Source organism: Streptacidiphilus sp. MAP5-3 (genome assembly GCF_041262505.1).
GTDB lineage: Bacteria > Actinomycetota > Actinomycetes > Streptomycetales > Streptomycetaceae > Streptacidiphilus.
The window spans coordinates 47,009-59,969 of record NZ_JBGCCL010000006.1; the positions used below are offsets into that span (position 1 = coordinate 47,009).

Annotated in this window: 7 protein-coding genes and 1 riboswitch; of the genes, 5 read left to right on the plus strand and 2 right to left on the minus strand. The window is 69.4% G+C overall.

The window, feature by feature from the left end; genetic code table 11:
* The first annotated feature begins 37 nt into the window (after positions 1-37).
* Positions 38-175: riboswitch (TPP riboswitch) on the plus strand.
* From thiC to ABH928_RS11875, 3 genes are all read left to right on the plus strand, one after another.
* A complete protein-coding gene (gene thiC, locus ABH928_RS11865; protein WP_370065117.1) occupies positions 171-1,994 on the plus strand; it encodes a phosphomethylpyrimidine synthase ThiC in 1,824 nt (607 codons plus the stop codon). (Overlaps the previous riboswitch by 5 nt.)
* Before the next feature lie 364 nt (positions 1,995-2,358).
* Positions 2,359-5,394, plus strand: a complete 3,036-nt coding sequence (locus ABH928_RS11870) for a protease pro-enzyme activation domain-containing protein (protein WP_370065119.1) — start codon at positions 2,359-2,361, stop codon at positions 5,392-5,394.
* A gap of 338 nt (positions 5,395-5,732) precedes the next feature.
* Positions 5,733-9,032, plus strand: coding sequence for an N-acetylmuramoyl-L-alanine amidase (locus tag ABH928_RS11875; protein ID WP_370065121.1), 3,300 nt, complete (start codon positions 5,733-5,735; stop codon positions 9,030-9,032).
* Positions 9,033-9,117: 85 nt separating this feature from the next.
* On the opposite strand, the gene ABH928_RS11880 is transcribed toward ABH928_RS11875, so the two are convergent.
* The gene (locus ABH928_RS11880) at positions 9,118-9,870 is read right to left on the minus strand and encodes a hypothetical protein (protein WP_370065123.1); all 753 of its coding nucleotides are present in this window, start codon (positions 9,868-9,870) and stop codon (positions 9,118-9,120) included.
* 330 nt (positions 9,871-10,200) lie between these two features.
* Between ABH928_RS11880 and ABH928_RS11885 the strand changes: the two genes are divergently transcribed.
* Entirely contained in the window at positions 10,201-10,587 is a 387-nt protein-coding gene (locus ABH928_RS11885) for a hypothetical protein (protein WP_370065124.1), read from the plus strand.
* Positions 10,588-10,867: 280 nt separating this feature from the next.
* On the plus strand, positions 10,868-11,896 hold the full coding sequence (locus ABH928_RS11890; RefSeq protein ID WP_370065126.1) for an aspartate-semialdehyde dehydrogenase: 1,029 nt from the start codon (positions 10,868-10,870) through the stop codon (positions 11,894-11,896).
* A 30-nt stretch (positions 11,897-11,926) separates the two neighbouring features.
* Here ABH928_RS11890 and ABH928_RS11895 read toward each other — a convergent pair whose 3' ends face one another.
* Positions 11,927-12,850: a hypothetical protein gene (locus ABH928_RS11895; protein WP_370065128.1), complete on the minus strand. Its 924-nt coding sequence runs from the start codon at positions 12,848-12,850 to the stop codon at positions 11,927-11,929.
* Between the last annotated feature and the right edge of the window lie 111 nt (positions 12,851-12,961).

Here is a 12,961-nt window from a genome sequence, read left to right on the forward strand (position 1 = left end):
CCAAAGACGACACCCGTCGATACTGTGTGCCCATCTCATCTGTAGACGCGGGAGCTCGGAGCACCGGGCTGAGAGGGCGCTGACCGCCGTCCCGACATGGGGACGTCGAATGCTTGCGCCGACCGCAGGAACCTGACCGGGTAATGCCGGCGTAGGGAGTAGTGGGTCTGATGACCACGCACGACGACGCACAGCAGCAGTCTGTCTCCGAGCAGGCCGTCACGGCCTCCAGCACGGCGGGCGGTTACCCGACGCCGGCCTGGCGCAAGGCGTACCACCAGGGCACCCGCCCCGATCTGCGCGTCCCGTTCCGCGAGGTGCTGTTGAGCAACGGCGCGACCGTGCCGCTGTACGACACCTCCGGTCCGTACACCGATCCCGCCTACGAGCCGGACGTCCGACGCGGCCTGCCGCCGCTGCGCGACGCCTGGATCAGCCAGCGCGGGGACGTCGACGAGTACCACGGCCGTGAGTCGCGTCCCGAGGACGACGGCCTTAAGCACACCTCGCCGCGCGGTGGGGCAGGGCTGGCCAACCTCGACGCGGTCTTCCCCGGCCGTCCCCGCCGTCCTCGGCGCGGGCGGGACGGCGCCGCGGTGACCCAACTCGCGTACGCGCGACGGGGGATCATCACCGAGGAGATGGAGTTCGCGGCGCTGCGCGAGGGCATGTCGCCCGAGACCGTCCGCGAGGAGCTCGCGGCGGGCCGCGCGGTGCTGCCGGCCAACGTCAACCACCCGGAGTCGGAGCCGATGCTGATCGGCTCGAAGTTCCTGGTGAAGATCAACGCCAATATCGGCAACTCGGCGGTCACCTCCTCGATTGAGGAGGAGGTCGAGAAGATGTCCTGGGCCACCCGCTGGGGTGCGGACACCGTGATGGACCTCTCCACCGGACGCAACATCCACACCACCCGTGAGTGGATCCTGCGCAACTCGCCCGTCCCGATCGGCACGGTGCCGCTCTACCAGGCGCTGGAGAAGGTCGACGGCAAGGCCGAGGAGCTGAGCTGGGACGTCTACCGCGACACCGTGATCGAGCAGTGCGAGCAGGGCGTCGACTACATGACCGTCCACGCGGGAGTGCTGCTGCGCTACGTGCCGATGACGGCCCGGCGCAAGACTGGCATCGTCTCGCGCGGCGGCTCGATCATGGCGGCGTGGTGTCTGGCGCACCACCAGGAGAACTTCCTCTACACGCACTTCGACGAGCTGTGCGAGATCCTGCGCGCCTACGACGTCACCTACTCGCTGGGTGACGGGCTGCGTCCGGGCTCCATCGCGGACGCCAACGACGAGGCGCAGTTCGCCGAGTTGCAGACGCTGGGCGAGCTCGGCCGGATCGCGCGCTCGCACGACGTCCAGGTGATGATCGAGGGCCCGGGCCACGTCCCGATGCACAAGATCAAGGAGAACATGGATCTCCAGAAGGAGATCTGCGACGAGGCGCCGTTCTACACCCTCGGCCCGCTGACCACGGACGTCGCACCCGGCTACGACCACATCACCTCGGGCATCGGCGCGGCGATGATCGCCTGGTGGGGCACGGCGATGCTCTGCTACGTCACGCCCAAGGAGCACCTGGGCCTGCCCAACCGCGACGACGTCAAGACGGGCGTGATCACCTACAAGATCGCCGCCCACGCGGCCGACGTGGCCAAGGGCCACCCGTCCGCCCAGGCCTGGGACGACGCCCTGTCGGACGCCCGGTTCGAGTTCCGCTGGGAGGACCAGTTCAACCTGGCCCTCGACCCGGAGACGGCCCGTGAGTTCCATGACGAGACGCTCCCGGCCGAGCCGGCCAAGACGGCGCACTTCTGCTCCATGTGCGGGCCGAAGTTCTGTTCGATGAAGATCAGTCGCGCCGTCATGGACATGTACGGCGGTGACGGCGCCGCAAACGGCGGCGACGACACGGTCGTGGCCGGGATGCGGGCCAAGTCCGAGGAGTTCAAGGCCCAGGGCGCGAAGGTGTACCTGCCGGTGGTCGACTGACCGTTACTTACGGGGACCGGCCTGTGCGCCTACGAAGGGCGTGCGGCCGGTCCGCGTCGTACTGGCCCAAGCGGACCCGGGTCTGTGAGATGTCAGTGCGGCCTGGTAGAAATTGGCGATCAGTGCGCAGATATTCGATTGATTGATCGCGCACTGCACGACATTTGGGACTTTTCGTCAATTCTGCCTGGGGGCTGACTTTCCGCTGCGCGGCCGACTGTGCCACGCGTGCGATTTTCTGGCGCCCTGTCAGTTGAAGGAGCACTGTATGGCCAGAAAGGTCGGCCGTGCCCGAATAACAACCGATTCGGTTGTCTCGGGGCAGAACGGTCGATTCGCGGGTTCCCGGGCACGCGTCGCAGGCGTGGCTGTGGTGACCGCCTTCGGCGTCGTCACCGCGCTTGCCGGGACCGCCGATGCCGCGACCGCGACCGCCGCCACCGCTGCCCAGAAGCAGCCCGCCCGGATCGGCGCGACCCCGCGGGTCCCCGCCGGAGCGGTGCGCACCGGCACCACCCCGTCGAGCAGCACGACGCTGCACCTGGCGGTCAACCTCCAGCCGCGCGACCCCGCCGCGCTGAGCGCGTTCGTGTCCGCGGTCTCGGACAAGAGCTCGCCGCTGTACCACCACTACCTCGGCACCGGTCAGTTCGCGCAGACCTTCGGCCCGACGCAGAGCACGATCGACAGCGTCGAGCAGGCCCTGCGCAGCCAGGGTCTGACGCCCGGCACGGTCACGCAGGACGGGCTCTCCATCCCCGTCACCACGTCGATCGCCACGGCTTCCAAGGCGCTGAGCACGAGCTTCACCAACGTGAAGCTGGCGGACGGCACCACGGCGTACCTGAACACCGCCGCGCCGGTTCTGCCGAGCGGCGTGGCCACGCAGGTGTCGAGCATCAGCGGTCTGACCGACGTCAGCGCCGTGACCAGCCACTACACCAAGCCGCGTCTGGTCGGCAGCGCGCCGACCTCCGGTTCCACCGGAGTGGCTTCGCACGCGGCCGCGGTCACCAGCCCCACCGTCTGCTCCGGTCTCACGACCAACCTGAACAACGGCGGCCTGTACGACACCAAGCAGTACTACAGCCCCAGTTCGCTGGCCTCGGCCTACGGACTGAACAAGAGCTTCACGGCGGGCTCCGGGGTCAAGGTCGGCGTCTTCGAGCTGGAGAACGTCAACACGTCGGACATCGCCGACTACCAGTCGTGCCTCGGCACCCACACGTCAGTCAGCTACGTCCCGGTGGACGGCGGCCCGACGGCGGCGGCGAACGCTGACAACAATGGTGACGGCGTCGAGTCCGCGCTCGACATCGACGACCTGATCGGCCTGGTGCCCGGCGCGTCGATCATCGACTACCAGGGTCCCGACGCCGTCAACGCGACGGACCAGAACGTCCTGGACGTGTACCAGAAGATGGTGACGGACGACCAGGTTAAGGTCATCTCGACCAGCTGGGGCGTCTGCGAGCCTGCGGTGATCAGCTCCGACCCGGGCTTCTTCGCCAGCTCGCACAACGTGTTCGCCGAGGCGGCGGCCCAGGGCCAGAGCGTCGTGGCGGCTGCCGGTGACGGTGGCTCGACCGACTGCTACCGCCAGTCGGGCGACTCCAACGCCCTGGCCGTCGACTACCCGGCGAGCGACCCGGACGTCACCGGCGTCGGTGGCACCTGGATGAACGGCTTGGGCTCCACGCTCAAGCAGGCCGTCTGGAACTACAACGGGACCGCCTACGCGGACGGCGCGGGCGGCGGCGGTGTCTCCGCCGAGTGGAACAGCGGCAGCAGCAGCGCCAACGGTTCCTTCCTCTACCAGAGCGGCTTCACCGGCCCCGGCTACAGCAACGCCTGCAATGCGGCGTCCGGTGAGACCTGCCGTCAGGTTCCGGACGTCTCGGCCCTGGCCGACCAGAGCTCCGGCTACCTGGTCTCCCTGGACCACAACGGCGGCAACGTTTGGGGCGTCGTCGGTGGCACCAGCGGTGCCGCGCCGACCTGGGCCGCCATGCTGGTGCAGGCCGACGCCTCGTCGGGCTGCCAGGCCAACGGTTCGGTGGGCCAGCTCAACCCGGTGGTCTACGCCGCCGCGCGGAGCAGCTACAGCTCGTCGTTCACCGACATCACCACCGGTAACAACGACTGGGCGGCCTCCGGTTACAAGGGCGGTCTCTACGCGGCCGGCGCCGGCTACGACCTGGCCTCCGGCCTCGGCACGCCGAAGTTCCCGGGCCTGCTCGGTCAGCTCTGCGGCACCAAGACCGGTACCGCGCACGGCGACTTCTTCCCGGTGACGCCGCAGCGCGTCCTGGACACCCGTGACGGCACCGGCGGCTTCAAGACGCCGCTCGGCGCCAACGCCACCGATGTCCTGCAGGTCGCGGGCGTCGCGGGCGTGCCGAACGACGGCTCGGTCACCGCGGTCATGCTGAGCGTCACCGCTGTCGGCCCGACCGCCAGCAGCTTCCTGAGCGTCTACGGCGACGGCACCGGCCACGGCAGCACCACGCTCGCCTACACGCCGGGTCAGATCGTGCCGAACTCGGTGGTCGTTCCGGTCAAGGACGGCAAGGTCGACTTCTACAACCACAGCGGCAGCGTCAACGTCGTTGCGGTCGTGTCGGGTTACTACGGCACGGCGACGACCGGCGGCAGCACCTTCGTCGGCATCTCGCCGGCTCACCTGCTGGACACCCGTAGCGGCACCGGCACCGGCGGCACGATCGCGCCGCTGGGCGCCAACGCGACCATCACCGTCCCGACCACCGGCCAGGCCGGGGTCCCGAACGACGGCACGGTCACGGCCGTGGCGCTGGACGTCACCGCGATCGCCGGTACTGCCAACAGCTTCATCGGCGTGTACCCGGGCACCTCGGGTCCGAGCACGGCGAGCAGCATCAGCTTCGCGCCCGGCCAGATCATCGCCAACTCGGTGATCGTCCCGGTCGGCACGGACGGCACCGTCAAGTTCTACAACCACTCCGGAAGCGTCAACGTGACCGCGGACGTGACGGGTTACTACACCACCGCGACCACGGGCTCCGGCTTCAGCGCGGTCGTCCCGTCGCACCTGCTGGACACCCGTAACGCTGCGAGCCCGGTCAAGGCTCTCGGCTCCGGCGGGACCCTGTCCTTCCCGGTGACCGGCGTCGGCGGCGTGGCGACCAACGCCAACGCCGTGGTGCTGAACGTGACCGCCATCGGCGGCACGGCCGGCAGCTACCTGAGCATCTACCCGGACTCGCTGGGCCACTCGGCGTCCACCAGCATCGATTTCTCGGCCGAGCAGACGATCTCCAGCCTGGTCATCGTTCCGGTGGTCGACGGCAAGATCGCCATCTACAACCACGCGGGTGCGGTCAACGTGGCAGCCGACGTTCTCGGCTACTACGCCCCGTGAGTCGTGGCCTGAGTAGCGCTCAATAGCGTCAACTCCTGTGCAGGGCCCCGTCGGTGACTTTCACCGGCGGGGCCCTGCCGCGTTCGGTCGGTGGTCCGAACGGATCAGTCAAGATGGCGTAACGCTTCCTCTCCCGAATCGGACGTATGCGTCAGATGCCGCGGCCCGTGAGAGCGGTGTTGCTAGCCTCACCGGATTGCGAACATGTGCCCCTTGCGTCTCCTGCCCCACGCAGGTGACGCACAGTGCGCGGCGCGTGGATCGCACCACGGCACAACCGGACCCACAGGGGTGGACAGGTGAGTGGTAGACGCGGCCGAAGACGGTCACGAAGATGGATGGGTGCCACCGGGGCGTTGATCGCCGCCGCACTGGTGGCCGGAGCAGTGGCCGAGGCGTCGACCGGGGGTGGGTCGACCGCGGCAGCAGCGACGCCCAGCCTGCCGGTGACTGCACTGCAGAGTGATTTCGCGGCGGCGGCAACGGAGTTCCACGTGCCGCAGCAGGTGTTGATGGCGCTCGGTTACGAGGAGTCCCTGTGGGACACCCACCAGGGCTCGCCCAGCACCACAGGGAACTACAACGTGATGGGTCTGACCAAGGTCGACCCGGCTGACCTCGCGACACCCACGGGCAACTCCGCCAGCCCGGAGAGCAACGGCGCGGGTGACGGCCACAAGCGGTCGGCCTCGCACGCCGCCGCGCCACGGGTGGCAGCAGCCGCGCTCGCGGTGAACACCAACTCCCCCGCGCTGCACACGCTGGACGCCGCGGCCAAGCTGATCGGTCAGCCGACGGGCGCGCTCAGGACGGACTCGGCGCAGAGCATCCGTGGCGGGGCGGCGCTGCTCGCCTCCTACGAGCAGAAGCTGACCGGCTCGCTCCCCGGCGATCCGGGCGGCTGGTACCCGGCGGTCGCCGAGTACGCGCACGCGGACGACGCGGCGACGGCGAAGCAGTTCGCGGACCGGGTGTTCCAGAGCGTCCGGACCGGCCTGCGGGCGACGACCGACGAGGGCCAGGTGGTCACGCTGACCGCCGACCCGCAGTTGGTGGTCACCGACAGCATGTCCAGCGGCACCCTCGCCGCCAAGGGCATCGCCCCCAAGGTCGAGGCGGCGGCCACGCTCGGCTCGACCGCCACGCCGTCGACGAGCACGACGACGAGCACGACGACGACGCACGCTGCAACCACGACGGCCACGACTGCGGCGACCGCGACCGCGGCCACGCCTGCGCCCGAGTGCCCGACTGGCCTGAGCTGCGACTTCGTCCCGGCGGACTACTCGCTGGACTCGACCACCGACAACACCGACTACGGCAACTACGCCCTGGCCAACCGCAGCACCACCGACGGCAGCATCCGCTACATCGTCATCCACGACACGGAGAGCACGAAGGCGGCGGCGGTCAACGGGTTCCAGGACCCGACCTCGTTCGTCAGCGCCCACTACGTCATCGGCCAGGACGGCTCGGTCACGCAGATGGTGCCGACGGCCGACATGGCCTGGCACTCCGACAACAAGACCTTCAACACCCACTCGGTCGGCATCGAGCACGAGGGCTGGGCGGTCACCACCAGTTCCTGGTACACGCCGTCCGAGTACCAGTCGTCCGCGACGCTGGTGAAGTACCTGGCCGCCCGGTTCAACATCCCGCTGGACCGGCAGCACATCATCGGCCACGACGAGGTGCCCGGTATCGAGGACTCGTACCTCCTCACCCAGCACTGGGACCCGGGGCCGTACTGGAACTGGAACTACTACATGTCGCTGCTGGGCGCCCCGCTGCACGGTGACGGCGACGCCGTCGTCGGCGGCACGGTGACCATCGCCCCGCCGTACGCGACGTCCTACGAGCCGACCGTGTTGGGCTGCGGCAACAGCACCACCGCCTGCCCGGCGCACCCGGTCAACTTCGTCTACCTCTACCAGCAGCCGAGCAGCTCGTCCGCGCTGATCACCGACCCGATCTTCACGGCCAACAAGCAGCCGACCGGCAACCAGACGGCCTGGGACTGGACCGACCGGGCCACCTACGGCGAGACCTTCGTCGTGGCCGCCGTCCAGGGCGACTGGACCGCGATCTGGTACGGCGGGCAGAAGGCGTGGTTCTACAACCCCGGTGGCACGTACGCGTACGCGGACTCCGACCCGTCGGCGCAGCTGGTCACTCCCACCGGGTCCACGGCGGTGCAGATCTGGGGACGGGCGTATCCGGACGCCTCGGCCTACACCTCGAACGAGAGCGTCGCGCAGCCGCTCGTCCCGCTGAGCTACACGCTTCCGGCGGGACAGAGCTATCCGCTCGCCGGCCCGGCGACGCTGGGGGACTACTACGACTCGAACACCTACTACCCGGACTACAACAGCTGTGTCACGGGCGGCGGTTGCAAGTACTACACCGGCTCGCTGCAGTACTACCCGATCTCGTTCAACCACCGGCTGGTCTTCGTCCGGACCACGGACGTGCAGCTCACCTCCGCGGCCACCCCGGCGAAGAGCACCTTCTTCCCGGTCACGCCGACCCGGGTCCTGGACACCCGTGACGGCACCGGCGGCGTCGCCAAGGCGCCGATCGGCGCCAACAGCGCGGTCTCGCTCAAGGTCGCCGGGCTCAGCAGCGGGGGCATCTCGATTCCGGCCACCGGCGTCAGCGCGGTCGTGCTCAACGTGACTGCGGTGAACCCGACGGCGTCCGGCTACGTCAGCGTCTACGGTGACCAGGACGCCCCAGGGTCCGTGACGTTGATGTTCGGGCCCAAGCAGATCGTCTCCAACCTGGTCACGGTCCCGGTCGTGAACGGCGTGGTCGACTTCTACAACCGCACCGGGACGGTGGACGTCTCCGTGGTGATCACCGGCTACTACAGCTCCTCGCTGACCGGCGGCGGGACCTTCACCGGCATCGCCGCGGCGCACCTGCTCGACACCCGCAACGGCACCGGCCTCACCGCGGCCGGCAAGCTCGGTCCCGGCGGGGTCGACACGGTCAAGGTCACCGGCGGCACGAGCGGCGTGCCGAGCGACGGCACGGTCACGGCCGTGGCTCTGGACGTCACCGCCATCAGCGGCACGGCCAACAGCTACCTGGCCCTCTACCCGGGCGGCTCGCCGGCCACGTCCTCGACCAGCATGAGCTTCGCGCCCGGCCAGATCGTCGCCAACACGATGATCGTCCCGGTGGACTCGACCGGCACGGTCAAGTTCTACAACCACTCCGGCTCGCTGGATGCCACCGCCGACGTGACGGGCTACTACAGCTCCAGCACCAGCGGAGCGAGCTACGTGCCGATCACCACCCGGCACCTGCTCGACACCCGCTACGGCCTCGGCGCCAGCGGCGCGATCGGCGCGGGCGCGACGCTCACCCTCCCGGTGACGGGAGTGGGCGCGGTCCCGACGAACGCCACGGGCGTGGTGCTGAACGTGACGGTGGTCAGCCCGACGGCCAACAGCTACGTGAGCGTCTACCCGGACAGCGCCAAGACCGGTGCCTCCACCGGCCTCGACTTCTCGACCGGGCAGTCGATCAGCAACATGGTCGTCGTCCCGGTGGTCGATGGGAAGATCGACTTCTACAACCACGCGGGCTCGGTCCAGGTCCTCGCGGACGTGCTCGGCTTCTACACACCCTGATCCTGGCTGCACAACGACTCGGGCCCGGCGGTCAACTGATCGCCGGGCCCGAGCCTTTCACTTCAGTGGGTTGTCCACAGGCCGCTCAACGGCGGTGGTTGGCCCTGTGGATATCGCTGCGCAGGGCGTTGACGTCCTTGCGCATCCGGCGGACGTCCTGGCCGACGCCGTCGAGCTTGTGGCTCATGGCGCCGGTCACGCGGCCCATCGCGTCAAGGCGACGGTCGACGCTCTCGGGCCAGTCCGGTGGCAGACCGTCCTCGGTGTCCTCACCGCCGGACGGGTCATCGACGACATCGCCGTCGATGACCCGTCGCCAGGCCTCCAACTCGGGGTTACTGGAGGTCTTTTCGTACTCGTCACAGTGCGGCCCGGGACCGAGCCGGGCGCCCGGCGACGGCCGGTACGCGCGGGGCTGTGGAACGTCGGCGGCCTTGTGGACAACCTGCTCCTCGACGTCGAGGAGGTGGCTGCGCACCCGCCGTGCGACCGTGCTGTCGCGCAGCAGCATGGCCACGTTGAGGACGGCGCGGCGGTCGTAGATTGCGACTCCGCGCCCGCTGACCTGCGTAGGACTCATATTGCGTCCTACGAAGCCTGACATATCCACACCCTTGAGGATGCGGAAGCCGTTGGCCTCGAGTTCGGTTCGGTGGCGCTGGGTGAGGTTCTTGATGGTGCTCTCGGGGACCTCGAAGTAGCTGGCGACCATGCGGGTCGTGACGTAGGTGCCGTCGGGCAGCATGATCAGGGTCTTGACCTTGTCGAGCGCCTCGACCCGGTGGTTGAGGCTCGCGCGCAGGGTGCGCGACTCGACGAGAGCGAGTTCGGGTGGCATGGGTGTGCCGTCCCTTCGTGAATCCGTATGTGAGCAATGGACAGAGGTCCTGCACCGCACCACCCAGCGGCTAGGGGCGTAGGTCGCATACGGCCACGGATTCATCCCGCCGGGTCCTACCCGGACTGCTCACAGATTCACAGAAGTTTCGAGTCGTCTCGCCCTGGTTTGCCTACGCGCACCCTGGCCAACGATTCGTATGCCTCCCGGTTACGCCTTCTGTCGTACTTGTCCGATGGTCTGCTCGGCGTCCGTGTACTCCCTCGGGGGTAGCGGGACTGCCTTCCCCGGTGCGATGCCCGGGTGGGGCGGGAGGCGGAGGCTGGGGGCATGGCGATGAATCGGAGCGAACTCGCGCCGGGTGCGCGGGTGGTGGCGCTGGCGGGTGGAGCCGGGGTGTCGTTGTTGGTCATGGCGGCGCTGCACCTGACGCATGTGATCTCGGGCGGAGGGCCGCCCTACGACCCGGAGTCGGCAGGGGTCGCCGAGGCGGTCATCGGGGTGGTGCTGCTGGCCGCCGGCTACCGGATGTGGCGCTCACCCGAGCGGAGTTGGGGACTCATGCTCGGCGCGCTCGCGTTCGCCGTCGCGGGGTTCGTCGTGGGGATGGCGTTCACCGTGCGGTCCGGGACGGCCGTGGACGTGACCTTTCACGCGGTCGGGCTGCCGGTTCTGCTGCTGACGCTGGCGCTGCACCTGAAGCGCGGGCACGCGTAGCAGCGGCCCAGCCCCTCGCTCAGCGGTGTTGCTTGCGCACGAGAGGGGCATGGTCGAGCGTGTTGTCGGACATAGACTCGCGACCCATGTCGCCGCCCGGACCGGCGGGTGCACGGGAAATTTTCGTACGGGTTCTTCACGCCACCCCCGGACGCTTTGCGGCAGGGAGGCTGTCCGGCCCGGAAGGCTTCCTGTCCGTGCCCCGTCGTCGCAGCTCAGGGGCTGTCCGGCCCTCGGATATCCGCTCGCTTCATTGCGCCGGGCGCTTACTGTAGAGGGCATGAGGATTGGAATCGTGGGTGCCACTGGTCAGGTCGGCGGCGTCATGCGCCGGATTCTGGAGGAGCGCGAGTTCCCGGTGACGGAGCTGCGGCTGTTCGCCTCCGCGCGTTCGGCCGGGTCCACGCTGCCGTGGAAGGGCGGCGAGGTCGTCGTCGAGGACGCCGCCACGGCCGACTGGAGCGGCCTGGACATCGTGCTCTTCTCGGCGGGTGGCTCGACGTCCAAGGCGCTGGCCGAGAAGGTCGCCGCCGCCGGGGCCGTCGTGATCGACAACTCCTCCGCCTGGCGCCGCGACCCGGACGTCCCGCTGGTCGTCTCCGAGGTCAACCCGCACGCGATCGCCAACCGCCCCAAGGGCATCATCGCCAACCCGAACTGCACGACCATGGCTGCCATGCCGGTGCTCAAGCCGCTCCACCAGGAGGCCGGGCTGGAGACGCTGGTCGTCGCCACCTACCAGGCCGTGTCCGGCGGTGGCCTCGCTGGCGTCGCCGAGCTGCACCAGCAGGCGGCCAAGGTCGCCGAGGCGTCGGACCAGCTGACCTTCAGCGGCGACGCCGTCGAGTTCCCGGAGCCGCAGAAGTTCGCCAAGCCGATCGCCTTCAACGTGCTGCCGCTGGCCGGTTCGCTCGTCGACGACGGCAGCAACGAGACCGACGAGGAGCAGAAGCTCCGCAACGAGAGCCGGAAGATCCTGGAGATCCCCGGCCTGAAGGTCTCCGGCACCTGCGTCCGCGTGCCCGTCTTCACCGGTCACAGCCTGCAGATCAACGCCCGCTTCGCCCGCCCGCTGAGCCCGCAGCGTGCGTACGAGCTGCTGGCCGACGCGCCGGGCGTGGTCGTCTCCGAGGTCCCGACGCCGCTGGAGGCGGCCGGCAAGGACCCGTCCTTCGTCGGCCGTATCCGTGGTGACGAGACCGTCGACAACGGCCTGGCGCTGTTCGTCTCCAACGACAACCTCCGCAAGGGCGCGGCGCTGAACGCCGTGCAGATCGCGGAGCTGGTCGCCGCGGAGCTGCAGGGCTGACGCGGCCAACGGGAGCAGCGGGGCGGGCCCTCAGTCCTCCGGGTTCGGGAGGAAACGGCCGAGGTGCTCCGGCCCGTTGTAGCCAGGTGAGGTGAAATCGGGGGAGCTGAACCCCGGGGACGAGAAGTAGATCTCGTCCTCGCGTTCCTTCTCCGGTTTCTCCGCACCGTGCCCGTCGGTGATCCCCTCGCAGCCCGGGCTGGTGAAACCCGGACTGCTGAAGCCCAGCCGGGGGCTCTGCCGGATGAGGTCGACGCGGCTGCGCGCCGGGGGCTTGGGTATGTGGTTCGCGGCGGCGCGCGAGGCGAGTTCGCGCTCCAGATAGGGCAGGACCGCGCGGTCGCGCAGCGCGCTGCGCCACACCTCGCGGGCCTTGGCGATGTCGGCGGCCAGTTCCGGCTGGGGACGGAGCGGCGGGGCCGCCGCGTCCCGACGGGCGGTCAGCAGCAGGCCGACCGTGGCGACGACCAGCGCCGCACCGCCCGCGATCGCGAGCACGCCTGCGGCGGTGCCCAGTTGACGGCCGAGCGCGAGACCGGGCGACCCCGCGCGGACCGCGATACCGGTCAGCCAGAGGACCAGCGCGCTGAGCCAGGCCAGGACCGGCGCCAGCACCGCGGCCATCGCGGTGAAGCCGGCCCGGTTGGCCGCCTCGAGCGGGGTGTCCGGTGCGACCCACTTGGGCGGGTCGACGCTGCCCAGCCGGTCGGTGTCCGGACCTGCGGCGAGCTCGGCGAACTGCTCGCGCAGGGCGCGGTAGTGCTCGTACTCCGGCCAGGCCCCGGACGCGACCTCGTCCAGGTCGCGCAGGGCGCGGTCGTGCAGTTGGGCGGCGGTCACGTCGCCCCGGGCCGCGCGCAGGGAGTCGCGGATGTGCGAGCTCTGCAGGGCCTCGTCCAGGATCCGCACGTAGTCGGGCTTGTCCTCGGCCTGCATGTGCGGAGCGATATCCATCGTTATGCTCCCCCGTGGAAATATCGCGACCTGCCGTGAGGCAGGCCGTCAGGGCTGCTCAGCTGGGGGTTGTTCGTCAGTGGTGAGTGACTGACCCTCATGCTAGGCGCG